The organism is Streptomyces sp. NPDC107562, from assembly GCF_055657325.1.
Window position 1 is genome coordinate 252,483 of the sequence record NZ_JBVKBE010000011.1, and the last position, 24,275, is coordinate 276,757.

Consider the following 24,275-nt stretch of genomic DNA (forward strand, 5'->3'; position numbering starts at 1 on the left):
AAGCTAAGCGACATGGTGAAAGCGGTCAACACCCGATCGGTCGACCAGGAGCCCGCCAAGGGGCCCGTGGAGAAGGCGATGGAGGTGCTCGAAGCACTCGTCCAACCCGGCGGCCCCCACCGCCTGGGCGAGATCGCACGACGGACAGGGCTCACCAAGCCCACCGTCCACCGGCATCTGCGCGCCATGGCGGAACACGGCTTCGCCGAGCCCGCGGAAGGCGGCAGTTACCGCGCCGGCCCCCGCCTGCTGGGCCTGGCGGCCGCGGCCCTCGACGACAGCACCGCCCTCGCGCTTGCCCGTCCCGTCCTCGCCGACCTGCGGCAGCGCACGGGCCACGTAGCGCTCTACGCCGTGCGGCACGATGCCGACGCGGTGTACGTGGCGCAGTCCGAACCGGCCCGCGAGTACCGGATGACGGCACGGCCCGGTCATCGCGCACCGCTGTACGCCAGCGGGGTGGGGCTCGCCATGCTCTGCGCCCTGCCGCCCGAGGAGGTGTCCGCGGTGCTCCACGCGTCCCACCTGGTGGCCCGCGCGCCCCGCACCCTCACCGACCCCCCCTCGCTGCGAGCTGAACTGGCCCGGGCCGCGCTGCGCGGCTACGCGGTGGAGGACGAGTACGAGGAGCCGGACGTCCGGTCGGTGGCCGCGCCGGTGCTGAACGCGCACGGCGACGCCGTCGGCGCCATCGCCGTGTGCGGACTGACGTTCACCATGGACTCCGGCAGCCTGGAGGTCTTCGGGCCGATGGTGCGCGCCGCCGCACGCACGGTTTCCGCGGGCCTCGGCGCGCCCACTCCCCCGCCGGGCCCGCTGAACACCGCGCCGAAGGGCGATCAGTGATGACCGCCGTCCACCGTGTGCTCACTCGTGGACGCGAGGAACGCGTCTACTCGGGCGCCGCCTGGTCGGTCGGCGACGCGAACGGCGCCGTGCAGCGGGGCTGGAACGGGACTCGTGCATGGAACGGCCCCGAGCTGGACGGAACAGAGCTGTGGGACCTCGCGTCGGTGACGAAGCCGATCGTCGGACTCGCCGTCATGGCCCTGGTGGAACGGGGCGCGCTCGCCCTGGACGACACCGTGGGCGCGCACCTGCCCAACTACCGGGGCGGCGACAAGGAGAATCTGACGGTACGTCACCTGCTCACCCACACGTCGGGCATCCCGGGTCGGGTTCCGCTGTACCGCGACCACCCCACACGTACGGCGCTGCTGGAGGCGGTCCGCCTGCTTCCGGTGACCGCGCGGCCAGGCGTCCGCGTCGAGTACTCCTCCCAGGGCTTCATCGTCCTCGGCCTGATCGCCGAGGCAGCTGCCGGACAGCCGCTCGACCACCTGGTGGACCGCCTGGTCAGTGCACCGCTCGGTATGCGGCACACCCTGTTCCGTCCGGGCGCGCAGTGGCGCACCCGAGCGGTGGCCACCGAGGACTGCCCCTGGCGCGGCCGGACGATCGTCGGCGAGGTCCACGACGAGAACGCGGCGGTGCTCGGCGGCGTGGGTGGGCACGCGGGGCTGTTCTCCACGCTCGGGGACATGGAACTGCTCGGCGCGGCGCTCGCCGCCGGTGGCGGAAAGCTCCTGAACGCGGACACGTTCGCCCGAATGACGGCGGCGCACACGGACCATCTCGCGCTCCGGCGGTCCCTCGCCTGGCAAGGACAGGACCCTGTGGACTCGCCTGTCGGCAACTCCTTCGGACCCGACTCCTACGGGCACACCGGCTTCACCGGAACCAGCCTGTGGGTGGACCCCGCCACCGCGCGCTACGCCGTGCTGCTCACCAACCGCGTCCATCCGCAGCGCGCCGGGGACGGGATCGTCGGCGTCCGCCGAGCCTTCCACGAAGCCGCCGCCCGCGTCGGCCCGAGCGGGCCCGTGCGGTCGGCGTGCCCATAACCGGCGTACGCGGTGGGCAAGATGAGGGCCATGATGCGTAGCACGTCATCCACCGTCCTTCTGACCGCTGTCGTCCTCGCCGCTCTCACGTCCTGTTCCTCGGATTCCTCGGGAGGCGCGCCCGCCGACGACCGCCCCACTCGTTCCGCTCCCGGTTCGTCGACGTCGGTCCCGAGTACGACCCCCACACCGTCGCCCTCGCCGACCGGGCCGTGCGCCGATGGATCCTGCGAGATCGAGGTGGTCGTGGGGGATGTCGTGAGAGTGCCGGACTCCTACGGCCTGGGCCCGATCGAGGTGACGGCGATCACCGGCGGAGAAGTGACCATGGTCGCGCCGCTGACGGGGTCGGGCTACAGCGTGGCGGGCTGCTCCGGAGGGGGCGGCGTGTCCTCGGCGGGCGGCGGCGGTGTCTCGCTCACCTGCGAGGAGGGACCGGCCGCGACCGTCAACGACGCCATGAGCCTGAAGGTCGTCGAAGCCGGCGACGACGCAGCCGTCCTGCGGATCGAACCCGCGGGGTGACGGGGCGGCACGTGGACTTGGGCCGGCGAAAGAGTCGGGATGGCGAAGTACCTTCTGCCGCGCACTTGAGCGGGCGGGCATAGGCGAACAACCCTGGCCCGGCGGCAGGGGCTCAGCGAGGGCATCGAGGCCGCCTTGCGCCGTGAGGCGAAGGAAGAGGTCGATGCCGTGACACGGAACGCCAGAGCCTGGCCGGCCGGCGCTCCCGTTGTCGATGCGGCGCGGCACCTGAGCCGATTCTCCGTCCACGAGAAGGGCCCTATGGGTGGAATGCCGGGGAGGAGGGGCAGGCGCCGCGCATACCCGGGTCAGGCCCCTCCGAGCCATCTCAGCCAGGGCGCGCCACGTTGTCACAGGGCGGAGCGCCGTCCGGTCAACTATTCGAAAAGAGATAAACTCCACTCTTTTACTCATACCGCCGCGCTTCACGGCCACCCGAGAACGGAACAGTTCGATGCCCGAGAACACGACCAGCATCGACCGAGTGACACTCGGTAAGCGAATGCTCGCATCTGACATATCCGACACGGCGTTCGCGCTGCTCGACGACCGGGGGACGGTGGTCGCGTGGACGCAGGCCGCCGAGTACCTCGTCGAGTACTCCGCGCGGGAGATGGTCGGCCGATCCGCCGGACTCGTCCTCCCGTTCTTCGAGGCAGCGCCGACGATGCCGGCCTATGTCGAACAGTGCCGCGTAGGCAACGGCTGGTCGGGCGTACCGGCGGTGCGCCACCGGGACGGCCGCATGATCGACGTCGGGATGCGGATCTCGGCGCTGCGGGGGCGCGACGGAGCAGCGCGGTGGCTTGTGTCCGCGACCGATATCGGCGTTCCGTCCGGGGACGTGGTCAACGCATTGGTGCGGGGGTCCGTTCTTGACCGCGCGCCGATCGGTGTCGTCGTCCGTGACCTGGACCTGCGGTGTGCCTGGGTGAACGACACGATGGAAAGCCATGACGGCATCCCCCCGGAGCAGCGACTCGGTCGCGGGCTCACCGACGTGTGGCCGGGCGTCGAGACCGAAGCCACGGAAGCGGTGATGCGACGGGTCCTGAGGAGTGGCAGCACCAATGTCCACGGGTACCGGACATGGCTGCCGGCGAGTCCTGGTGAGAAACGCCCGTACGCGGTCTCGTTCTCCTGCCTCCAGGGCGTTGACGGCAAGGCGCTGGGCGTGTGCACCATCAGCGTCGATCTCACCGGGAGCCGGCTGGAGCGCGAGCGCCTGGCGGTCCTCGGGGAGGCGGGTACGCGCCTGGGAATGACCCTGGACGTGATGCAGACCGGTCAGGAGCTGGCCGATCTGGCAGTGCCGCTGTTCGGCGACTTCGTCACCGTCGACCTGGAGCAGTCGGTCCTTCTCGGCGAGGGGCCCCCGATCCGCGTCGGCACCGTGGGTGAGCGCCTCCCCGTGCTCCGCCGCGCGGGCCTGGCCTCCGTCGTCCAAGGAATCCCGGAATCACTGTGGGTGCACGGTGAGCCCGTGCCCGTGGGTCCCGCCTCGCCGTACGCCGAGGCCCTGCGTACCGGGAGGACCTGCCTGGAGGCACCCCTGGGCGCCGCTCGGGGCTCCTGGCTCGACCAGGACCCGGAGCGGGCGCAGAAGATCGATGAGCACGGTATGCACTCCGCGATGGTCGTCCCCATCCGCGGGCGGCGTGCGCTGCTGGGTGCGGCGGTGTTCGTCCGCACCGAGAATCCGGCACCGTACCAGGCGGACGACGTGCTCCTGGCCGAAGAGTTCCTCGAGCGCGCATCGGTGTCGCTGGACAACGCTCGCCAGTATCGCCGCGAGCAGACCGCGGCGCTCGCCCTCCAACGGTGCCTGCTCCCGCGCCGACTGCGCGGCGGCGCGGCCGTCGAGGCGGCCTCGCACTACCTGCCCGCCGACATCGACAGGGGTGTCGGAGGTGACTGGTTCGATGTGATCCCGCTGTCCGGCGCCCGGGTGGCCCTGGTGGTAGGCGACGTGGTCGGGCACGGCATCAACGCCGCCGCCGCGATGGGCAGGCTCCGGGCCGGCGTCCACGCCCTTTCCGGACTGGAACTGTCCCCCGACGAACTGCTGGCGCACATCGACGAGGCGGTCCAGCGAGAGGCTGACGGAGACGCCGACGATGCCGAACCGGGCGCCGCGCCGGTGGGTGCCACGCTTCTGTACGCCGTCTACGACCCGGTGACCCGCCGGTGCACCATGGCCGCGGCCGGACACCCGCCGCCCGCGATCATCGACCCCGACGGTCCGGTCACCTTCCCCGACCTCCCCACCGGAGCGCCCCTGGGCATCGGTCTGGGAGTCCCCTTCGAGTCCATGGAGCTGGAACTGCCCGAGGGAACTCTCCTCGCCTTCTACACCGACGGCATGATCGAGAACCGCGACCAGGACATCGAGGAAGGCATGCACCGCCTGGGCGCCGACCTCGCGCAGCCGGACATGTCCCTGGAGGACCTCTGCACCCGCGCGATGGAGCCGGTCCGGAGTCAGACTGCCTGCGACGACGCCAGCCTGCTCCTCGTCCGTACCCGCGCGCTCGCTCCGGCCCAGGTCGCCACCTGGACCCTGCCCCATGACGAGACCGCCGCGTGCCGTGCCCGGAACCTGGCCGCCGTCCAACTGGCCGCATGGGGCATGGAAGGTCTTGAGGACTCCACCAAGTTGATCATCAGCGAGCTGGTCACCAACGCCGTCCGCCACAGCACCGGTCCGATCGGCCTGCGCCTGATCCAGCATCAGGTCCTGACCATCGAGGTGTCCGACACCGACCCCCGCGCCCCCCATATGCGCAGCGCCCGCACCACGGAGGAGAACGGCCGTGGCCTCGCCCTGGTCGCCCGGCTCTCCCGCCGTTGGGGCTCCCGTCCGGTGCCGGGGCACAAGGTCGTCTGGGCCGAAGCGAACTTGGCTCATCCGCCATCCAGCGCTGCTTGTGCCGCGTGAGGCGCCGGCCAGGGACGGACTGATCACGGCGGAACCGACTGCAACAGATGGCCCGGCCGCCGCTCGCGGCCGGGCCGTCGGGGATCAGGACCTCACGAGGGTGATCCCGGCGCTCGGGAAGCCGGTGTCGACGCTCACGGGGTAGTCGTGATCGTCCGCCCTGCCCACCCCGCGGAGCACCGCCTCGCCCGGCTGGAAGGAGGCGGTGGGGTCGATGTTGCTGGGGAAGGAGACGGTCCACGGCACCGGTGCGCCGGGCTCGCAGAGCACGACCAGGTCCTCGTACGAGCCGGTCGCGGTGTCACGCTTCTGGACCTGGTACGCGCTGGCTGTCAGGGTGATGCGGGTCGGCTTGTTGCAGGTCACCGTGCCGCCGACGGTGATCTGCCCCGTGCGGGTGTCCACCGTCCCCGTGGTGTTCAGGCCCATGCCGATGGCGAGCTCCGCCGGCGGCTCGGGCATCCGGGCGTGCAGTTCGCCGCGCACGGGCAGCGTGGAGCCGCTGCAGTAGCGCTCGAAGGTGGCGTCGATCTCCCGGATGTAGCCGTAGGGGCCGTAGGCGATGTGCGAGACGGTGAACGAGCCGGTGCCGCTCTCGCAGTACCTGTCCGTCACGCTGAACTGCAACTTCGGGTCCTCCGGCCCGGCGTCGGGCCAGCTCGAGGCGTGGGTGTAGGTCGTGCCCGCGGTCAGCTTCTGGCCGTAGGGAGCCTCCATGTGCAGGAACCAGCGCTCGCCCTGCGGTGTGACGACCGTCGCGCCCACGGCCGACTGGGAGACCGGGCCCGAGATGTCGAACATCTCGGTCGTGTCGGGAGTGTAGGTGTGGGACTCGCCACCGGAGATGTACTCGCCGGGCTCACCACTGAAACTCAGCGACCCCGTGACCGCCTCGTGGGCCTGCGCCGTGCCCGTCAGCGGTGCCGCCGTCACCGCCAGGGCCACCGCCGCCGTGAGGGCGGCCGCCGTACGGGCCAGACAACGGCCCAGCATCCTGGTTCTCATCACGCTTCTCCTCATGGGAACGGTGCGGGGCTACTTGATGTGGACGAGGCCGTCGGTGGTGATCGTGGGCCGGCCGCTGGTGCCGACGACGACGATCTTGACGGTGTGCTTGGCGCTGCTGGACCAGGTCTTGGTCCAGATCGCCTGGCGGTAGAGGGTGGTGGCGGACTTCAGGTCGACCGTGCTGACCTTGACGCCGTCCACGTACACGTAGGCCTGGCCGGAGGTGGCGGCCCGGGAGACCACCCAGGAGGCGGAGCGGCCGGTGAACGTCCAGCTGAGACTCGCGCCCTTGGATGCGCTGGAGTACGACGTGCCGCCCAGGTAGCTGGTGGAGGACCGGGTCGTCCAGGTGCCGGACCTGACGGCGGAGCTCTCCTGCAGGATCATGGGGGTGTAGGAGGGCGACGTGGTGCGGTAGTTGCCCGCGGCGTCGTAGGCACGCATCGACCAGATGCCGGCGGTGCCGGACTTCGCGGTGCGGCTGGAGGCCGTGGTGGTGGGGCCGAAGGTGGCCGTGGTCGGGGAGAGCAGTTTCACCGAGCTCAACGCCTTGTCGTCGGCGGCCTTCCAGCCGAGGGTGACCGGAACGGCGGTGGTGCTGACCGTGCCGGTACGCAAGGAGATCTTCGGGGTCGTGGTGAAGGTGGGTGCCGTGGTGTCGCCGACCACGGTCAGCGCGGCGGTGGTCGTGGTCCTGCCGGACTGGTGGACGGCCCGTACGGCGACGGAGTGGCTGCCCGCGGCGACGGTGGCGGACGCCGAGGTGGCGGTGCCGGCGGCGGTGGCGACGGCCTTGCCGTCGACCAGCAGCTCGTACTTGGAGACGAGGGCGGCCGGCGTGGTGGCCGACCAGCGTGTGGTGATGGCGCCCTTCGTGTAGTACGTCGAGCCCGACAGGCCCGCCCCCGTGATCGAGGTGACCTTCAGGCCCTGTACGGGACCGGCCGCCCAGGCGCGGATCGTGGACAGCTGGGGGTACAGCGAGTTGCCGGGGCACTCGGTGTTGAAGGCGTCGCGGTGACCGGAGATCCGCTTGAAGGTGTACTTGGTGCCCGCGGTGAAACTGGTGCCGGTGTAGTTCTTCTGGGTCGCCCCGGCGTTCAGCTGGACGGTGCCCGCCGGGTCGGCGCCGTACTGGCCGAGTTTCCAGGCCGCGACACGGGCGACGGAGGCCAGCGCGGCGTTGGAGGCGCTGAGGGAGGTGTGCTCGCCGAGCACCGCGATGCCGGTGGCCTCACGGTTCCAGCCGTAGGTGTGGGCGCCTAGCACCGGCAGCTCGACGCCGCCCTTGCGGCCCTCGAAGAGGGTGCCGCACTTGTCGACGATGAAGTTGTAGCCGACGTCGTTCCAGCCGCTGACCTGCGTGTGGTAGGCGTAGATGCCGCGCACCAGGGACGCCGACTCGGCGCAGGAGTAGTCGTTGGCCCCGGTGGTGTGGTGGACGAAGACGGCCTTCACGTCGGCGTTGTACTCGGACGGGTCCGGGCTGAGCGACTCGTCCGCGCCCCAGCCGGCACGCGAGGTGATGGGCGGCCGGGGCACGGTCGACGGCGGCGCGGTGGGCCTGGTGGCCGACGGGCTCGGGGTCGGGCTCGGGCTCGGCGGGGCCGAGGGGGACGCCGAGTCGGTGGGTACCGCCGTGGGCGTCGCGTCGGTCGGCTCCGGGGACGCGGGGTCGCTCGGTGCCGGGGACGCCGGGTCGCTCGGTGCCGGGGGCGTGGTGGTCTGGCCGTCCGTCGGCGTCGCGGTCGCGTCTTCGGTGCCCGTGGCCGCCGGGCTGCTCCCCTCGGCGACGAACGCCGCCGGCTCGGGCGCCCGCGCCTCGGCATCGGTCACCACACCGGGATCGACCAGGCTGACCTTGAGCCCCTTGGGCAGCGCGCCCGTCGTGCCGTCCCCATGAACGACCTTTACCTGGACGGCGTCGGAAGGACCGACCCACAGCGGCTCGGACGCACCGCGCATCCCGGCCTTCGGATCCTCCGGCGGGTCGACGTTCACCTCCAGGTCCCGCCAGGCGCTCCACTCGTCACCCTCCAGAGCACGGGTACGGACCTGGGCCGTGCCGTCGAGACGCTTCACCGCTCCGGTCCACGAGACGCCGACGAGGGAGAACTGCTCCGTCTCCGTGCGGGGCAGCTCCCGCTTGCCGGCTCCGGTGCCCTGCAGCGTGAGGTCGTAGACCTTGACCGGTCGCTTCGCCCGGCCCTCCGCGCCCGGCCCCGTCGGACTGGCGACCGCGTACGTCACCACGCCTCCGCCCCCGACGACCACCGCGGCGAGCGTCAGCCACGTCCGCCGTTTCAAGCTCAGCGGTCTGTACGCATGCGATGTACGACGACTCACGATGTATCCCACCCCACAGAAGGCCCGCCAGGGCCACTTACGAACGTCACACGAGGCGCACCCCTCGGGGCGGCCCGCACGTCCCAGCGCGCCTCAGCCGCTTTCCGTCACGCGGGACCGGGTCGCGGTGACGTAGATCACTATCGGGGTGGGTGCGCCGCGAGGGGCCGTCGATCGACCGCGCCCCCGCCCCGGAGCGGCGGACGGCTGCCCGGCCGGGCACCGCCGACCACGGGCGCTGATGTGAGGCGTGACATTCTGTTCGCTCCTGTCGCTGGCATGGATGGGGGTTACATACGGCACCCGTGTGCCGTGCGAACGGAACGAAGAGGGAAGCGTGGCCAAGGGTGGGGACAGCAGGCGCAGGCCAGAGGCGTACGACGACGAACTGGGAGAGGCGGTCGCGCGAGCACAGCGCGGTGACGAGGCTGCCTTCTCGACGGCGTACCGCCTTGTTCACCCGCCCTTGCTGAGGTTCCTGCGGGGGATGGTCGGCGAGGACGCCGAGGACGTGGCTTCTGACGCATGGCTGGAGATCGCACGCGACCTGAGCCGCTTCCGCGGCGACGGAGCCGGCTTTCGGGCCTGGACCGCGACGATCGCCCGGCACCGAGCACTCGATCACCTGCGTCGGCTCAAGAGCCGCCCCCGCGCGTCCCCTCTGGAACATGACGACCTCGTGGGCTTTCCGGCCCGCCAGGACACAGCGACCGAGGCCTTCGAGAGACTCTCCACCGAACGGGCCCTCGCTCTGATCAACACCCTGCCCCGCCAGCAGGCAGAGGCCATACTCCTCCAGACGGTGATCGGCCTCGACGGAGCTTCCGTGGCGCGCGTCATGGGCAAACGACCCGGCGCGGTCCGCTCCGCCGTGCACCGCGGCCTGAAACGGCTCGCCGGACAACTCGCCGTGCCCGGCAGCGAGCACGTGACGAATTCCGACTCCCGACCGCTGGGAGAGGCAAGATGACCGCCGACCGATCTGGAGACGCCGTGCGCCGCGAGGAGGAACAGCAGTCCGCGACCGTGGACGACGTCCTGGCCGCCGCCGCTCGTACGGCACCCGCTGCTCCGCAGACGCCCGAGCACGTCCTGGCCGCGTTCCGCGCGGCTCGTGACGGACACGGCGCCGGCCTGCCCACCCGTCCCATGGACGACTGGCGCGCTGTCGAACCACCGCGGCGCAGGCGCTGGATCAGGGTCGGGGCCGGTGCTCTGGTCGGCGGCGTGCTGTTGGGCGGGGTGGCCGTCGCCACCGGAGCCATCCCCTCGCCCTCCCCGCGACCCGCCCCCTCACCGCCAGGTCGGACATCACCCGCGCCCCACATCTCGTGGCCCCCTTCGACCGAGCCCGGGAGCGGAGCCGGAGCAGCGACTCCAGGGGCCCGCCACGACCGAGCCGCCACTGAACGACCGCCCACGGCACAGGACCAGGAGGCCCACTGCCGCGCCTATGCCCGACAGGCGCAGAGGGGCACCCCTGCCGACAACGCCGTACGGCAGCGTCTGGAGGAAGCGGCGGGCTCTCCGGAGAACGTGGCCTCGTACTGCGCCGGAGTGCTCGCCGAGTCGACGCGCACGCCTGCGGCCCCCACGCTCGGGGCTGGGAGCCCCGACCCGTCCCCCGCATCTCCCAAGGGCGAGGACAAACAGCAGAAGGACACCACGGACCGCGGGAAGTCACGGTGAGGCGCTACGAGTTGCCTGACCGAGCCGGTCGCGCACGCCCGGGGCGCCCGTAGGCCGGGAGATTGTCGGACCCCGTCCATAGGATCACTGCATGCCTGATGCCTTCAGCGTTCTGTGGACCCACGAGTCAACGCCGCTGAAGGCGACCGGCGGTCGCTCGCCCACGCGGCCCGCCCAACGCAGGGCACGGTACTGACACCTCGTCCCCGGTGCGAGCACCGCTCCGCGCGGCAGGCATGATCCCGGGTACGACGACTGGTCGATGCTCGGCGCGGGTGGCTGCGGCGCCGGTGCATGTGGACGCGGCGACGCGCTTCGACGCGCCCCTCCCCGGTGAGTTGCTCGCGCGGCTCACCTGGCGGAACCGTCGAGGTCGAGCCGCGGCCTGAAGTACGGGGTGGACGGCCGTCTCGAGAACTCGGTGAGCTCAAGGCGTCTGGAGCCTGTCTGCTGCCCGTTCTCGGGTGGCTGAGGCGTCACGGGGTAGCGGCGGTGCGGCGGGCGTAGGCGCGGGCGGCTCGGGCACGGTCGCCGCAGCGGGTGGAGCACCACTGGCGGCGGCCGTATCGCAGCAGGTAGCGGTTGCAGGGGGCGGAGCCGCAGGCGGTGAGGCGATCCGCTTCGGTGCCGGTGAGAAGGTCGGAGGCGTCGGCGGCAAGGGTGGCCAGGGCGTGGTCCACGATGGCGGTGGTGGGGTGTGAGGTGGCGCGGTACGGGCCGGTCTCGTCCCAGAGCAGCAACGGGGCGGTGGGGACGCGGGTCATCGCGTCGTTGACCGCTTTCACCGCCGCCGGAAGAGCGGGCACCTTCTCGGCACGGGCGGCGAAGAGCGATCTGATCTGCTCGCGCAAGGAACGCAACTGCGTCACGCACATCTCCCGCATACCGGCGTCGGCCGGCGCCAGACCGCGGTCCGTCAGCCAGTGGTTGGCCTGCGCGGGGGTGCCCAGGAGATCGACCGTGTGCCCGCTCGTCAGGGCGATCGCACTGTTGGCGAGGGCGAGAGAAAGGTGTTCCTCCTCGCCCTGCGCGGGCGGAAGGCCGGGCTGTTCGATCAAGGGCTCCCTCATGTTCCTCATGGTACGGCTTGCACGTATCCGTGAGATGCGTCTACGGTCGTATCACGGTTTAGTTTCTTCCATCCGTGAGGTCTGGCCATGTCTTCCCTTCCCGCGACGACCAACTCGTTTCCCGTCCGCGTCTTCGGCGGTCCGACGGCCCTGTTCGAGTACGGCGGCCTGCGGTTCCTGACCGACCCGACGTTCGACGCCCCCGGCGACTACCCCCGGCCCGACGGCCGGTTCCTGACCAAGACCGCTCCAGCCACCGGTGCACCCTCCGACCTCGGAGCCGTCGACGTGGTCCTGCTCTCGCACGACGAACACCCCGACAACCTCGACACCTCCGGCCGGGCCCTGCTCGCCGACGTGCCGCTCACCCTCACCACCCCCGGCGGCGGACGGCGACTCCAGGACAGGGGCGTCCGGGCGGCCCGTGGCCTGTCCGACTGGGAGTCGGTCGAGCTGGACCGCCCCGACGGCGGCACGCTCACCGTGACGGGTGTCCCCGCCGTCCACGGCCCCGGCCCGCGGGAGACGGTCGAGTCGATCACCGGCCAGGTCGTCGGCTTCGTCCTGGCGGGAGCGGGTCTGCCGACGGTCTACGTCAGCGGGGACAACGCCTCCCTCGACGTGGTCGCGGAGATCGCCGACCGCTTCGCCCCCGTGGACACCGCCCTCCTCTTCGCCGGCGCCCCCCGCTTTCCGGAGCTCTTCGACAACGAGCTGATCGTCCTGGACAGCGTCCGGGCCGCCGAGGCCACGCGGCTCCTCGGAGCCCGGCGCGTCGTCCCCGTCCACTACGACAGCTGGGCCCACTTCACGGAAGGGCGCGACGACCTGCTGGCCGCGTTCACCGCCGCGGGTCTGACCGACCGCCTGGACTGGGGCCGACGGGACTGAGCCGCTGGGGCCTCCACCGTATTCCTGGCTCCCTTGAGCCGGGATACGCGAACATGACCGGATGGACGCCCGATTCCTCGGCATGGCTGAGCTGGTCGACATCCCGCCCGCGGCGGTCGTGGTCGATGTCATGCGTGCTTTCACCGTGGCCGCCTGGGCCTTCGCCCAGGGGGCGGAAAAGATCGTCCTCGCCGAGTCGCTGGACGAGGCGCTGTCGATCAAGGCGCGCCACCCGGACTGGGTGGCGCTCAAGGACGGTCCGCCCGTCATCGGGTTCGACGCCGTCAACTCACCGGGTCTGCTGCGGTCCTTCGACCTCGCCGGAAGGACCGTCGTCCAGAAGACCACAGCCGGCACGGTCGGGGCTCTCGCGGTCAAGGACGCGCCACTGGTGCTGTGCGCCGGCTTCGTGGTGGCCGAGGCGACGGCACGACTCCTGCGGACACGCCGATGCGACAGTGTCACCTTCGTGGTCACCGGTGAGGACGGGCGCGCCGAGGAAGATCTGGCGTGCGCGCAGTACATCGCCCACAGGGCCGCTGGGCGCGAGACGGATGCCGCCACGTTCCTCCGCCGCGCCCGCGAGTCGCGTGCCGCCGCCGAGTTGACGACGGGCGTGCGTCAGGGAACCCACCCTGACGACGTCGCGCTCTGCCTCGCACTCGACCGGTTCCCCTTCGCCATGGTGGCGGCCCCCGAGGACTCCCTCATGGTCCTTCGGCCGTGCGCCGTACCCTCGTTGACCGACGAGGCGGGATGAGCGGGCCGGCGCCGGGCGACGCGGGGCTTCCTCCCGCACGAGGTGCCCGGCACCGCCACCACCGCTGTGCGACGTCCCGGTCGACCGGGCCGTCGATGCCGCGGCGGAGGCGATGGGGCGGGCATGGCATCGTGTCGTTGAACTGGCCCCGCACACGACATCAGAGGTACGGCACGATGGTGAAGCGCGACGACTTCGTACTCGACGACCCGGTGGGTGAGTCGCTGCGCGGTCGCCACCGGCATCTCGCCCGCAGCCTGGGTGGAGCTGCCGTCTATCTGCCCGACGTCGCCACCTTCGCCTCGGTGTCCTCCGATCCGGACCCGGCGAGGTGGGAGGACCTCGCCCGCCTCCTCGGCCGGGGCGAGTTCGCCGACATGTTCAGCTGTCCGGCGACCCCGCCGTCCGACTGGGAACCGGTCTTCGTGCTCGACGGACAGCAAATGGTCTGGCCGGACGACGGTCCGGCAGGTCCGCCGCATGAGGGGGCAGGCCCCGATGTGGTCGAACTCGGCGCGGACAGCGTGCCGGAGATGCTCGACCTCGTGGCGCGGGCCCAGCCGGGGCCCTTCTGGCCGCGCACCTACGCACTGGGCACCTATCTCGGCATTCGTGAGCACGGCACGCTGGTGGCGATGGCGGGTGAACGGCTCCGGCCTCCTGGCTGGACGGAGATCAGCGCGGTCTGCACCGCCCCTGAAGCCCGGGGGCGCGGATATGCCGCCCGTCTGGTGAGCACGCTCGTCGCGCGCATCGCCGCCCGCGACGAGGGAGCCTTCCTCCACGTGGCGGAGGCGAACTCCACCGCGATCGCCCTCTACAAGCGACTCGGCTTCGTCCCCCGCAAGCAGGTGACCTTCCGCGGGTTCCGTACGCCGTGAGGGCTCGAAGCCCACGCCGGTACGGGACTTGAGGTGATGGCCTCCAAGCGCTTGATCTTGTTGCGCACCATGCACAACGGAATCACGCCGAACACCCCGAACGAGATGTCGATCAGCGACCACCACAGGGGAATGCCCCTGATCGGCCCGCAGATCAGGGCGAGCGGGACGATGCCGGCGCAGGCGATCATCCCGAACTCGACGACCCAGATGTTGCGTACGGGATCGCGATAGGGGCCGTAGAAGGCGACGGCGATGACGAGATGGGCGAACGCCAGCCAGTCGGTGCCGTAGAGCAGGAAGGGGTACTCGGCGTCGGCGGTGTCGAGTCCGCGCCGGACCCGCTCGATCCACTCCATGAGTCCCGGAAGGTGTTCCGGCACGGACAGGGACCGGAACAGGTCCTCGGCCAGGCGCAGTTCGTGCACCAAGGGGAAGGCCGTGACACCGCTCAACGTCAAGCAGACCACGAAGACGACCACCCAGACGCGGATGCCCTTGAGCAGGGCGGCTCTGTCGCTCATGGCGGCCAGCGTACGCCCCTGATTGAACACGTTCAAAACTGGTCTCGCGTCGCGCCTCCAGCGGTCACGACTCGGGCAGCTCCGGCCTCCTCGACGTGACCCGCTCGCGGAAGGAGCTCAGTAGACACTCAGGCCGTACGCCGACAGCCCCTCGACGACCGGCTGGTAGTAAGTGGAGCCCCCGGAGCCACAGTTCCCGCTGCCTCCGACGATGATGCCGACGGCCGTCCCGCCCGAGAAGGCGGGACCACCGGTGTCCCCGGGCTCGGAGCAGACGGTGGACCGGAAGAGGCCGTGAACGGTGCCCCCGCCGTAGGTGACGGTGACGTTCACGGCCTGGACGGTCCCGCAGCGGTATCCGCCGGCCCGCCCGACGTGACAGATCGACTGTCCGACGAAGGGGTTGGCCGCACCGGTGATGTCGCGGGTACCTGTCGCGCCGAGCGAGACCTCGCCCGGGTAGGCGACCGCCGTGTCGGTGTACCGGACGCTCGCGTAGTCGTTGCCCGGGAAACTCACTCCCGCGGTGACGCCGACGGCTACCGTCAGGGCTGCGTCGGCGTACCAGGTGTGGGCGCCCTGGGCGCACCGGCCCGACAGCAACGCGTACATCGCGGAGCCGGAGCGGGCGTTGAAGCCCACGGTGCAGCGGGTGCCGTTGCTGTACAGGGTGTCACCCCCGCGCACCGACACGGCCGGCTGTCGCGCCGACGGCGCGGCGGCATGCGACGCCGATCCGAAGGCGGTGGACCAGCCGAAGAGCAGCGCCAGCACGACGACGGCCCGGACGACTCCTCGGACGGGGCTTCCGCGATGCGTCGGACTCACCAGTACCTCCCCTGCCATGCACCTGCCAGTGTGCAGCTCTCCGGATCGGATGGGCAGGCTGAAAGACGCCAACTCCGGCGCGTGCACAGGTCAAACCGGTTGGTGGGCAGGGGAGCTGGTGCGGTGGGCGGCCCGGCTCGGGCCGAGGTCAGAGCATCAGCTGGTCGATGGTCATGGGCAGGGACCGCAGTCGACGGCCGGTGGCGTGGTGGATGGCGTTGCCGATGGCCGCCGCCAGACCGACCAGGCCGACTTCTCCGACACCCTTCGTGCCGGTCTTGGAGGCGCGGTCGGGTTCACCGCAGAAGATGACCTCGATCTTGGGGATGTCCGCGTTGACCGGCATCAGGTAGTCGCCGAAGGTGGCGTTGGCGACACGTCCGGTACCGGCGTCGGTGGCGGTCTCCTCGAACATGCCCTGGCTGATACCGCCGACGGTGCCTCCGATGATCTGGCTCCTGGCGGTCTTCTCGTTGAGGATGCGGCCGCCGTCGATGGCGGTGACCACGCGCGCCACTCGCAACAGCCCCAGCTGCGGATCGATACGGACCTCGACGAACTTCGCTCCGAAGGCACCGGCGGGGGCCATGCCGATCTTCTCGGCCTCGGGCGGCGTGTTACGGCCGTCCGCGCTGAGCTCCTCCAGGCCGTGCCGGGCGAGTATGTCGACGAACGCCTCCCCCTGGTCCGGTGCGTCGATGCGGTACAGCCGGCCCCCGCCGACCGCCACGTCCTCAGGTCGGGCACCCCGCAGTGGGGAGTCCTCGTCGTCCCGGACGACGTCGAGGAACTCGTGGACGAGTTTCTCGCACGCGATCCGGACCGCGCCCGACAGGGCTCCGGTGAGTCCGGACCCGCCGGCCATGGGCGCGTACGGCATGTCGGAGTCGCCGAGGTCGAAGCGGACCTTGCCGATCTCCAGTCCGAGGAGTTCGGCCGCGAGTTGCGTCATGACCGTGTAGGTGCCGGTGCCGAGGTCGGCGGCGGCGCTGCGCACATAGGCCGAGCCGTCGCGGCGCAGCGACGCCCGTGCCTGGCAGGGGGTCTGGAAGAAGGGGAAGGCCCCGGCCGCCATCCCGTACCCGACGAGCCACCGCCCGTCCCGCATCGAGCCGATCTCGGGCGTGCGCAGGGACCAGCCGAAGCGTTCCGCGCCGAGGGTGTAGCACTCGCGCAGCGCGTTGCTCGACCAGGGCAGTCCCAGTACCGGGTTCGTCTCGGCGAAGTTGCGCAGGCGGAATGCCAGCGGGTCCATGCCGATGGCGTGGGCCGCCTCGTCGATGGCGGACTCCAGGGCCCAGTTGCCCTGTGCTTCGGCGGGTGCGCGCATGGAGCCGGGGCACGGAATGTTCAGCCGTGCCTGCCGGTCCCGCGTAAGGGCGTTGGGGCAGGCATAGGCGACCGCCGAGCCGGAGGCCACCGGTTCGTAGTCGTCGTCCTCCATGGTCACCGACGAGAGGCTGTGGTGTTCGATGGCCGTGAGGTCGCCGGCCCGGGTGACGCCGATCTTGATCTGCTGCACGCTGTCGGGGCGGTGCCCGACGGAGGTGAACATCTGCGGCCGGGTGAGTACCAGCTTCACCGGGTGCCTGACCTCGCGGGCCGCCAGCACCGTCAGGATGGTGTGGGACCACACGCGCAGGCCCGCACCGAACCCGCCGCCGATGAAGGGGACGAGAACCCGGATCCCGCTCTCGGGGATTCCGAAGATGTGCGCGATCGAGGTGCGTACGTTGTGCGGCCACTGCGTGGAGTCGTGGATGGTGACCGAGTCGCCGTGCCAGGCGGCGACGGTGGCCATCAGACCGAGCGGGTTGTTGGTGTTGTCCGGGGTGGTGTACCGCTCGTCGATCACCACGTCGGCCTCGGCGAAACCGGCCTCGACGTCGCCGCGTTCGTGGTCCATGCCCCACGGGTCCTCCACGATCTGAGCGCGGGGGTCCTCCGTGTCGAGCAAGGGCTCGGTGGTCTCGTACGCGACGCGCACCAGGGAGGCCGCGTGCCGGGCCTGCTCCGGGGTGTCGGCCACGACGACGGCCACGTGCTGGCCGTAGTGCAGGATCCGGTCGTCCTGCATGGGCGCCGGCACGGACGGCCCGAGCAGGGTCATCGGCCCGCGCTCCAGGTGCGGGGCGGTCAGGTGCGTGATGACGGTGAGGACGCCCGGTGCGGACTGCGCGTCGGAGGCGTCGATGCTGCGGATGCGCCCGGCGGCGACGGTGCTGCCGACCAGGGCCGCGTGCACCATGCCGGGGTAGCTGAAGTCGTTGGGGTAGTTCGCCGTGCCGGTGACCTTCAGCGGGGCGTCGACGCGGTCGATGCCTTCGCCGACCACCGGCGTGCGAGTCTCCACGGTCGTCATGACGGCACTCCCGCGACGGTCTCCAGAGTGCGCACCAAGGTGCGCTTGGCCAGTTCGACCTTGAAAGCGGTGCCGGGCAGCGTGCGGGCGCCTTCGAGGGCGGCCTCGGCGGCCTCCCGGAAGGTGCCGTCGGACGCCCTGGTTCCGCGCAGCACCTCTTCGGCGCCCCAGGCCCGCCACGGGATGGTGCCGACTCCGCCGAGGCCGATCCTGGCCTCGCGGATCATGTCGCCGTCCAGCTCCAGGGCGACGCCCGCCGAGGTCAGGGCGAACTCGTAGGAGACGCGGTCGCGCACCTTGATGTAGTGCGAGCGCGTGCCTTCCGGCAGCAGCGGGATCTCCACCTCGGTGATCAGCTCACCGTGGTTCAGGACGTTCTCGATGTGTGGCGTGGTGCCGGGTGGGAGGTAGAACTGCGTCAGCGGAACGGACCGGGGCCCGTCCTGACCCTGGACGTGGACGATCACGTCGAGGGCGACGAAGGGAACCGCGACGTCGGACGCGTGCAGGGCGATGCAGTGCTCGCTCGTGCCCAGGATGGCGTGCATGCGCTGGATACCGGTGATCGCCGCGCAACCCGACCCGGGGTCGCGCTTGTTGCAGGCACCCACGGTGGGGTCGCGGAAGTAACGGCACCGCGCGCGCTGGAGGAGGTTGCCGCCGATGGTGGCCATGTTCCGCAGTTGGGTCGAGGCTCCGAGCAGGAGTGCCTCCCGCACGAACGGCAGCCGTTCGCGCAGCACCGAGTCCGCGGCGAGGTCCTCCATCGTCGTGAGGGCACCGACATGCACGGACTCCGGGGAGTGCATGATGCCCCGCAGCGGCAGCCTGGTGATGTCGACCAGTCGGTCGGGATGCAGGACGCCGTCCTTCATCAGGTCCAGCTGCGTGGTGCCACCGGCGAGAAAGGATGCCTGGGAATCCGCGGTGGCGACGGCTACCGCATCGTCGGTCCGGGTGGGCCGGACGTATTCAAAGGGACGCATCGTTGCCCTCCCCGGCGACTTCGCGTATCGCGGCGCAGATATTCGGATAGGCCCCGCAGCGACAGATGTTTCCGCTCATGAATTCACGGATGTCCTCGTCGGTGCCTGCGCGTCCCTCGGCTTGCAGGGACACCGCGGACATGATTTGTCCTGGCGTGCAGTAACCGCACTGGAACGCGTCGTGACGGGCGAAGGCCTCTTGCATCGGGTGCGGATTGTCGTCGTCCCCGAGCCCCTCGATCGTGGTGATCTCGCAGTCGTCGTACTGGGCCGCCAGGGCAAGGCACGACACGATGCGCCGCCCGTCGACAAGGACGGTACAGGCGCCGCAGGCTCCCTGGTCACAGCCCTTTTTCGCGCCCGTGAGCCCCAGGTGGTCGCGCAGGGCGTCGAGGAGCGTGACCCGTGAGTCGAAGCGCAGTCGATAGGACTCGCCGTTGACCCGCAGGGTGACGTCCACGCTCGGGAGCTCTGGAGTGTCTGCGCTCGGGCGCGTCGTGGTTTCGGCATGCTTCATAGCGCCTCGATTCGATCGATCCCGGCCAGGGCGATATGACAGAGCACCTCGACGTCCGAAGCGCTATTCGTCGATACTAAAACCGGCCTGTCGGAGCCCGCCATTCGTGGGATGGATCATGTCCGCGCGGACCGCCTGAGTCCCCCGACATCTACCTCTTCAGGTGGGACATGAGGACACGCATGTCGTTGACCATCGCCTCTTCATACGTGGACACGTCCGGGGTCTCCGGGGCCTCGTCCGCCGACTGTTCCGAGTCGTCGCCGAGGTAGCTGACCACGGCCGAGAGTCCGAGGGAGAGCACCGCACCGCCGTCCCGAACCCGCAGCTCCGTGGTGCTGAGATCCGAGGTGATCAGGTACGCACCGTCCCCGAGGCCGGCGACGGCTTCCACCTCCTCCTCGGCCACGACCCCGAGGCCCGTCACCCGCCGCTGCGCGTCGAACTCGACGCCGGGATCGGTCTCCTTGTGCAGTGTGACACCGACACTGACGGTGTAGTCGACGAACCAGCCTCCACCGGCTCCCACCGCCGGCGCGTCGGGGCGCAGGTGTATGAAGCACTGGAGGTGATCGAGGGCGGGATCCTGTGTCAGCCCTGAGGACATCACGCTGACGCTGTCCATGGGCGCGATCTCCGTGCTCATGGAGGGCAGTTGAACGGTGCGGCAGGCGCGCTGCGTCAGCTGGTAGTCGCGCGTCTCCCACCATGGCACACCGAACCCTGGACGGAACACCGCAACCGACCACACCGCCGATGCCACCAGCATGCCACCGAGGGCCCACAGCCACCGATGTGCGCTGCGGTGCTGCCCCGGCTCACTGCCAGGATCGGCGACCACTCGATGCGCCCCGAAGGAAGGGGCGTCCTCCACCATTTCCGGCTCAGAAATCACGGCGTCTCTCACGTGCTCCGGCATGCGACTTGATCAGGAACTGGCCGACCCCGCCCAGCGGAACGGTCATCAGTTCGGGCAGAGCCTATGCGATGCAAGGACCCTCCGGCGCCACTCCCCCGACAGGCACCGTGCACCACGCCGCGCGGACGACTGCGCCGAAGGGTACGGTCGCGAGTACCCGGCCGATGATCGCCCTGCACATGCAGCCGACGCCTTGACGCAGACACAGACCCCAAAACGGTCAGGCGGGCTGCGCTTCACATGGACGGCAGAGAGGGTGAAAGCGCATGCACTCCGCATCTCACCGGGACGACCTGGCACGCGCGGCGGAGGAGGCCCGCGGCTGGTTCTTCGACGCGTATTTCCCCGCCTGGGTCGCCGCTGCCAGGAACGCGGCCACCGATCCCCGATCCGTCCTGGAGTACTGGCGTCCTCCGCTCCACGTCTCCTCCGACGACCTGGATCCAGCGCGCGCCAGGTACCACTGGTGCCCCGACCCGGAATCGGTGCTGAGCTACCTGGCTGCCCGTCAGGCGCCGCTGAAGGCGGCCGGCTACACGCACACCGAGGTCCCCGACTGCCGTGTCACGGCCTACAGTTCACGCGCCGTCGGGATCGACGCCATCTGGTCACGTCGCGCGGCTGACGAGCGCGAGATCGAGCGCGTGGCCGTCCACTTCGAGGTCCGTCGGGACGACTCCGGCACCTGGCACATGATCGCCATCGCCGGCCATCCGACGGAGGCGGAGCGGCTCACCGACACCTGGGTCGTCGTGTCCTTGTGACCTGACTGCGTTTCACCGCCGCTGGGCGGCACGCGTCGGACTGTCAGGTGCCCACGACACCGTGCAGGAGCAGGTCGACGAGCCGGGTGGCGAGGTCGCGCCGGCCCTCGCCCGAGGCCATGAGACTGATCCCGCCCAGCGCCATGAGCACCACTTCGGCGTCCACGTGCGGGCGTTGCGCGGCCGACTCCCTGGTAGCGGCGAGCAGGTGGGCGACGGCGTCGGCCAGCAGAGCCCGGGTGTGCAGCTTCTCGCTGTCGTCGGTCAGCACCACGCGCAGCGCGTCGGCCATGCCGTCCTTGGCCATCATGAAGTCGATGAAATCCTCCATCCATGTCCGCAGGGCCTCCACCGGGGGCAGCGTGGCCGCGAGGTGGGGTGCCGACTCGCAGAGCCTCTGCACTTCGTGCCGGTAGATCGCCTCGATCAGCACTTCCTTCGAGGGGAAGCGGCGGTACAGGGTGCCCACTCCGACGCCGGCCGCGCGGGCGATGTCCTTGACCGACGCCCTCGCTCCCTCGCGCGCGAACGCCGCTGCCGCCGCTTCCAGGAGCCGGTCCTCGTTGCGCTGGGCGTCGGCGCGCAGGGACCTGCGCCCCCGCGTCGCACCCCCGCCGTTGCTGGTCAATCCGCGCTCCCGTCATGCCGCCGCTTGCAACCGGAACCAGTTCCGCTTACCGTCGACATGCAGGCGAAACGGAACCAGTTCCGGATACGAGAGTACGGCTGTGTCGTGCCCGCGCGCCACCCGGCCGTGCCCACCCTCCCCGCCTCACGTGCCTTGGAGGACACCATGACGGACCACCTCATCACGCTCCCTTTCGGCGCACGGACGACCGCCGCCGAGGTGGTGGCCGGCACCGACCTCGGCGACCGGCGCGCCGTCGTCACCGGCGGGGCCTCCGGGATCGGACGGGAAACCGCTCGCGTGCTGGCGGCCGCCGGCGCCGAGGTCACCCTCGGCGTCCGCGACATGGCCGCGGGGACACGCGTCGCTCGCGAGATCACCCCGCCGAGCGGCCCGGGAAGTGTGCGGGCCGCTCGGCTCGACCTGGCCGACCAGAACTCGGTGCGCTCGTTCGTGGCGGCGTGGCGGGGTCCGCTGCACATGCTGGTCCTCAACGCCGGCGTGATGGCCTCGCCGCTAAAGCGGACGAAGGAGGGGTGGGAGGTGCAGTTCGCCACCAACCACCTCGGGCACTTCGCCCTCGCAGGCGGCCTGCACGAGGCCCTCGCTGCGGCTCACGGGGCCCGCGTGGTCGTCGTCAGTTCCGTCGGGCACGTCAACGGCGACGTCCTGTTCGACGACCTCAACTTCGAGCACCACCCCTACGACCCTTGGGCCGCCTACAGCCAGTCCAAGACCGCCAACGTCCTCTTCGCAGTCGAGGCGAGCCGCCGCTGGGCACCGGACATGATCACGGTCAACGCCCTCAATCCCGGCCGCATCACCGCCACCCGGCTCGGCCGCCACATCGGTGACGTCTCCAACAGCCCGGCCACGTTCGAGGCCTCCAGTACCGACGTGTCCTGGAAGGACATCCCGCAGGGGGCCGCCACCTCGGTACTGCTCGCCGCATCCCCTCTGGTCGAGGGGGTCACCGGCCGATACTTCGAGGACTGCAACGAGGCCGCCCCGCACCGCCCCGGCGTCCGCCGCGGCGTGGCGGCCCACGCCATGGACCCCGAACGGGCGGCCCTCCTGTGGCAGGTCTCCCTCGACATGCTCGAGGCCGCCACGCGCCGCGAAGTCGCCGGTCCTGGTGAACAGTCGGTGACGTGATCCACCAGGGCTGTGTGTCGGCTGTACGATCAGCCGACTCATGAGACGGGTGTGCAGGCCGGGGGGCCGCGGTCGCCGTACGGCGTCGGACCGTCTCCACGCTTCCGGGGAGGGACTTCCATGGCTCGCCATGGCTACACACGCCTGCATCTCGTCACCGCCTGCGCCGTCCTGGCAGGTGGTCTGACCCCGCTCCTGCCGGGCACCGCCATGGCGGACACGTCGCAGGAGACGGTGGTGCCGGCGACGCAGCGGAGCACCTATCTCTGGGCCGACCTCTCCGACGACCCGACGTACGCGGGCCACGACGGTGCGGGTGAGCAGGGCTTCTTCCATTCCGTCGAGGGCAAAGGGCTGCTCTGGACGCGGTACGCCGACGGGCGATCGGTCTCCGTGCCTCGTCCGTCCGTCTCCTACGTGATGACGAAGGGCGCCGACGAGATCCAGTTCCGCTACCCCGGCGCCCAGGTCGTGGACCTGTGGAGCGCGGTCGACGGCACCACACGCACGCTCAATGTCCCCGAGGGCCTGACAGTGCTCACCACTTATGAGGGTGTGGCCGTCGCCTCCCGCAAGGTGCCCGACGACAACGGTGTCCTCCGGCCGGAGGTGCATCTGCTGCTCCCGGCCAGTGACGGAAGCACCCGAGATGTGCCGGTCACCGGGGTGCCGCAGGACACGTCCTTGGGGCAGCCCGTGGGTCGCGACGCGAACAGTCTGCTGTTCCGCGCTCACAAGAACGGGCAGTACATGGTGGTTGCGGTCGACCGGAGGACCGGGCAAGTCGCGGACGCGACCGGGATGTACGCCACGTCCTACCTCAGGGCACTGGTCTCCAGGGAACACCTGGTCCTGTTCAACCTCGGTGATCCGACCGCCCAGGTGTATGACCGCGCCGACCTGTCAGCCGCTCCGGTCCAGGTCACGCTGGAGGGCGGGACGAACCCGGTGCAGGGCCTGGCCGTGGTCGGTGACTGGCTGGTTCACCGGCCCACCGGCAGCGACGCCGTGTACGCCAAACCCATCGCGGGTGGTCCCGAGGTCAAGCTCATGGTCGAGTCGAGCCCCGGCATCTCGGCGTCGTCCGAGGGCACCGCCCTCGCCATCGGCCGTACCGGCACGGACGACTGGGGGATCCAGCGCATCCTGCCGGGCCCCGACGGCAGACCCCTCGTCACGCAGGTGGTGTCCCTCGCCGCGCCGTCGTTCCCGATCCAGGGGCTCGCACTCGACCACGGCCGACTCGTTGTCACGGACTACGGCACCTCCGACGGCACGGACGGCTCCCGGTCCGCACGGACCCGCACCGTCGCGCCGTCCGGCACTCCCACCTTCGGGCCGGCCAAGGACCTCTTCTCCTCCGCCTTCGTCGCCCACTGCGCGGCCGACGACGACACCTGCGCCCCCGTCCGGGGCACCACCGACGGCCGCATCGCATGGCTGGAGCACCGCTCGGCCGAGCAGGACCTGATCCGGATCGCCGGCCCGTCCGGCCCCTGGCAGCGCACGGTTCCGGCCGGCGGACGGATCACCGACGTCTCCGGCGACTACCTCATCCACCGGACGGCCACCGAGCAGAC

General features: G+C 70.7%; 21 protein-coding genes and 1 pseudogene. 12 read left to right on the plus strand and 10 right to left on the minus strand.

Features of this window, described 5'->3' with window-relative positions; genetic code table 11:
- The first annotated feature begins 12 nt into the window (after positions 1-12).
- The 4 genes from ACZ7LV_RS27880 (at position 13) to ACZ7LV_RS27895 (ending at position 5,367) form a co-directional block, all read left to right on the plus strand.
- Entirely contained in the window at positions 13-846 is an 834-nt protein-coding gene (locus ACZ7LV_RS27880; RefSeq protein ID WP_471943166.1) for an IclR family transcriptional regulator, read from the plus strand.
- Positions 846-1,904 (plus strand): serine hydrolase domain-containing protein, encoded by a 1,059-nt coding sequence (locus ACZ7LV_RS27885; protein WP_471943167.1) that lies wholly within the window; start codon positions 846-848, stop codon positions 1,902-1,904. Before ACZ7LV_RS27880 ends, ACZ7LV_RS27885 begins: the two co-directional genes overlap by 1 nt.
- A gap of 258 nt (positions 1,905-2,162) precedes the next feature.
- A complete protein-coding gene (locus ACZ7LV_RS27890) occupies positions 2,163-2,429 on the plus strand; it encodes a hypothetical protein (RefSeq protein ID WP_401669802.1) in 267 nt (88 codons plus the stop codon).
- Between the two features lie 502 nt (positions 2,430-2,931).
- The gene (locus ACZ7LV_RS27895) at positions 2,932-5,367 is read left to right on the plus strand and encodes a SpoIIE family protein phosphatase (protein WP_471943169.1); all 2,436 of its coding nucleotides are present in this window, start codon (positions 2,932-2,934) and stop codon (positions 5,365-5,367) included.
- Between the two features lie 84 nt (positions 5,368-5,451).
- Here the strand turns inward: ACZ7LV_RS27895 and ACZ7LV_RS27900 are convergent, their stop codons facing one another.
- Both ACZ7LV_RS27900 and ACZ7LV_RS27905 read right to left on the minus strand, forming a co-directional pair.
- On the minus strand, positions 5,452-6,372 hold the full coding sequence (locus tag ACZ7LV_RS27900; RefSeq protein ID WP_471943170.1) for a hypothetical protein: 921 nt from the start codon (positions 6,370-6,372) through the stop codon (positions 5,452-5,454).
- Positions 6,373-6,402: 30 nt separating this feature from the next.
- The gene (locus tag ACZ7LV_RS27905; protein WP_471943172.1) at positions 6,403-8,682 is read right to left on the minus strand and encodes a peptidoglycan recognition protein family protein; all 2,280 of its coding nucleotides are present in this window, start codon (positions 8,680-8,682) and stop codon (positions 6,403-6,405) included.
- Positions 8,683-9,058: 376 nt separating this feature from the next.
- Here ACZ7LV_RS27905 and ACZ7LV_RS27910 point away from each other — a divergent pair, with 376 nt between their 5' ends.
- Entirely contained in the window at positions 9,059-9,691 is a 633-nt protein-coding gene (locus ACZ7LV_RS27910; RefSeq protein WP_471943174.1) for an RNA polymerase sigma factor, read from the plus strand.
- Positions 9,688-10,410 carry a hypothetical protein gene (locus tag ACZ7LV_RS27915; RefSeq protein WP_471943176.1) on the plus strand — a complete coding sequence of 241 codons (723 nt, stop codon included), beginning with the start codon at positions 9,688-9,690 and terminating at the stop codon, positions 10,408-10,410. Before ACZ7LV_RS27910 ends, ACZ7LV_RS27915 begins: the two co-directional genes overlap by 4 nt.
- Positions 10,411-10,886: 476 nt before the next feature.
- On the opposite strand, the gene ACZ7LV_RS27920 is transcribed toward ACZ7LV_RS27915, so the two are convergent.
- On the minus strand, positions 10,887-11,480 hold the full coding sequence (locus tag ACZ7LV_RS27920; RefSeq protein WP_471943178.1) for a CGNR zinc finger domain-containing protein: 594 nt from the start codon (positions 11,478-11,480) through the stop codon (positions 10,887-10,889).
- Positions 11,481-11,567: 87 nt separating this feature from the next.
- Between ACZ7LV_RS27920 and ACZ7LV_RS27925 the strand changes: the two genes are divergently transcribed.
- From ACZ7LV_RS27925 to ACZ7LV_RS27935, 3 genes are all read left to right on the plus strand, one after another.
- A complete protein-coding gene (locus ACZ7LV_RS27925) occupies positions 11,568-12,371 on the plus strand; it encodes an MBL fold metallo-hydrolase (protein WP_471943180.1) in 804 nt (267 codons plus the stop codon).
- Positions 12,372-12,432: 61 nt separating this feature from the next.
- Positions 12,433-13,131, plus strand: a complete 699-nt coding sequence (locus ACZ7LV_RS27930) for a 2-phosphosulfolactate phosphatase (RefSeq protein ID WP_471943182.1) — start codon at positions 12,433-12,435, stop codon at positions 13,129-13,131.
- A 176-nt stretch (positions 13,132-13,307) separates the two neighbouring features.
- Positions 13,308-14,012: a GNAT family N-acetyltransferase gene (locus tag ACZ7LV_RS27935; RefSeq protein ID WP_471943184.1), complete on the plus strand. Its 705-nt coding sequence runs from the start codon at positions 13,308-13,310 to the stop codon at positions 14,010-14,012.
- On the opposite strand, the gene ACZ7LV_RS27940 is transcribed toward ACZ7LV_RS27935, so the two are convergent.
- The 6 genes from ACZ7LV_RS27940 to ACZ7LV_RS27965 form a co-directional block, all read right to left on the minus strand.
- Positions 13,949-14,536, minus strand: a complete 588-nt coding sequence (locus ACZ7LV_RS27940) for a hypothetical protein (protein ID WP_471943185.1) — start codon at positions 14,534-14,536, stop codon at positions 13,949-13,951. The genes ACZ7LV_RS27935 and ACZ7LV_RS27940 overlap by 64 nt on opposite strands.
- Positions 14,537-14,653: 117 nt before the next feature.
- Complete coding sequence (locus ACZ7LV_RS27945; protein WP_471943187.1) at positions 14,654-15,364, minus strand: S1 family peptidase; 711 nt, start codon at positions 15,362-15,364, stop codon at positions 14,654-14,656.
- A gap of 148 nt (positions 15,365-15,512) precedes the next feature.
- Positions 15,513-17,726, minus strand: a complete 2,214-nt coding sequence (locus ACZ7LV_RS27950) for a xanthine dehydrogenase family protein molybdopterin-binding subunit (protein WP_471943189.1) — start codon at positions 17,724-17,726, stop codon at positions 15,513-15,515.
- Positions 17,723-18,712, minus strand: a complete 990-nt coding sequence (locus ACZ7LV_RS27955) for an FAD binding domain-containing protein (protein WP_471943190.1) — start codon at positions 18,710-18,712, stop codon at positions 17,723-17,725. The genes ACZ7LV_RS27950 and ACZ7LV_RS27955 overlap by 4 nt, the downstream gene beginning before the upstream one ends.
- Entirely contained in the window at positions 18,699-19,229 is a 531-nt protein-coding gene (locus tag ACZ7LV_RS27960; RefSeq protein ID WP_471943192.1) for a (2Fe-2S)-binding protein, read from the minus strand. Before ACZ7LV_RS27960 ends, ACZ7LV_RS27955 begins: the two co-directional genes overlap by 14 nt.
- Before the next feature lie 151 nt (positions 19,230-19,380).
- Positions 19,381-19,875, minus strand: coding sequence for a hypothetical protein (locus ACZ7LV_RS27965; protein WP_471943193.1), 495 nt, complete (start codon positions 19,873-19,875; stop codon positions 19,381-19,383).
- Between the two features lie 539 nt (positions 19,876-20,414).
- On the opposite strand from ACZ7LV_RS27965, the gene ACZ7LV_RS27970 reads away from it, so the two are divergent.
- The gene (locus tag ACZ7LV_RS27970) at positions 20,415-20,912 is read left to right on the plus strand and encodes a DUF6841 family protein (protein WP_471943195.1); all 498 of its coding nucleotides are present in this window, start codon (positions 20,415-20,417) and stop codon (positions 20,910-20,912) included.
- 43 nt (positions 20,913-20,955) lie between these two features.
- Here ACZ7LV_RS27970 and ACZ7LV_RS27975 read toward each other — a convergent pair whose 3' ends face one another.
- Positions 20,956-21,540, minus strand: a complete 585-nt coding sequence (locus ACZ7LV_RS27975) for a TetR/AcrR family transcriptional regulator (protein WP_471943196.1) — start codon at positions 21,538-21,540, stop codon at positions 20,956-20,958.
- 165 nt (positions 21,541-21,705) lie between these two features.
- On the opposite strand from ACZ7LV_RS27975, the gene ACZ7LV_RS27980 reads away from it, so the two are divergent.
- Together ACZ7LV_RS27980 and ACZ7LV_RS27985 are read left to right on the plus strand one after the other, a co-directional pair.
- Complete coding sequence (locus tag ACZ7LV_RS27980; RefSeq protein WP_471943198.1) at positions 21,706-22,695, plus strand: SDR family NAD(P)-dependent oxidoreductase; 990 nt, start codon at positions 21,706-21,708, stop codon at positions 22,693-22,695.
- A gap of 120 nt (positions 22,696-22,815) precedes the next feature.
- A pseudogene (locus ACZ7LV_RS27985) lies at positions 22,816-24,275 on the plus strand (FG-GAP repeat domain-containing protein); the annotation flags it as partial.

Excerpts from the sequence above, each read along its gene's own strand:
- ACZ7LV_RS27880 (WP_471943166.1), top strand. The coding sequence starts at position 13 with ATGGTGAAAGCGGTCAACACCCGATCGGTCGACCAGGAGCCCGCCAAG.
- ACZ7LV_RS27885 (WP_471943167.1), top strand. The coding sequence starts at position 846 with ATGACCGCCGTCCACCGTGTGCTCACTCGTGGACGCGAGGAACGCGTC.
- ACZ7LV_RS27895 (WP_471943169.1), top strand. The coding sequence starts at position 2,932 with ATGCTCGCATCTGACATATCCGACACGGCGTTCGCGCTGCTCGACGAC.
- ACZ7LV_RS27900 (WP_471943170.1), bottom strand. The coding sequence starts at position 6,372 with ATGAGAACCAGGATGCTGGGCCGTTGTCTGGCCCGTACGGCGGCCGCC.
- ACZ7LV_RS27915 (WP_471943176.1), top strand. The coding sequence starts at position 9,688 with ATGACCGCCGACCGATCTGGAGACGCCGTGCGCCGCGAGGAGGAACAG.
- ACZ7LV_RS27920 (WP_471943178.1), bottom strand. The coding sequence starts at position 11,480 with ATGAGGGAGCCCTTGATCGAACAGCCCGGCCTTCCGCCCGCGCAGGGC.
- ACZ7LV_RS27925 (WP_471943180.1), top strand. The coding sequence starts at position 11,568 with ATGTCTTCCCTTCCCGCGACGACCAACTCGTTTCCCGTCCGCGTCTTC.
- ACZ7LV_RS27930 (WP_471943182.1), top strand. The coding sequence starts at position 12,433 with ATGGACGCCCGATTCCTCGGCATGGCTGAGCTGGTCGACATCCCGCCC.
- ACZ7LV_RS27935 (WP_471943184.1), top strand. The coding sequence starts at position 13,308 with ATGGTGAAGCGCGACGACTTCGTACTCGACGACCCGGTGGGTGAGTCG.
- ACZ7LV_RS27940 (WP_471943185.1), bottom strand. The coding sequence starts at position 14,536 with ATGAGCGACAGAGCCGCCCTGCTCAAGGGCATCCGCGTCTGGGTGGTC.
- ACZ7LV_RS27950 (WP_471943189.1), bottom strand. The coding sequence starts at position 17,726 with ATGACGACCGTGGAGACTCGCACGCCGGTGGTCGGCGAAGGCATCGAC.
- ACZ7LV_RS27955 (WP_471943190.1), bottom strand. The coding sequence starts at position 18,712 with ATGCGTCCCTTTGAATACGTCCGGCCCACCCGGACCGACGATGCGGTA.
- ACZ7LV_RS27960 (WP_471943192.1), bottom strand. The coding sequence starts at position 19,229 with ATGAAGCATGCCGAAACCACGACGCGCCCGAGCGCAGACACTCCAGAG.
- ACZ7LV_RS27965 (WP_471943193.1), bottom strand. The coding sequence starts at position 19,875 with ATGAGCACGGAGATCGCGCCCATGGACAGCGTCAGCGTGATGTCCTCA.
- ACZ7LV_RS27970 (WP_471943195.1), top strand. The coding sequence starts at position 20,415 with ATGCACTCCGCATCTCACCGGGACGACCTGGCACGCGCGGCGGAGGAG.
- ACZ7LV_RS27980 (WP_471943198.1), top strand. The coding sequence starts at position 21,706 with ATGACGGACCACCTCATCACGCTCCCTTTCGGCGCACGGACGACCGCC.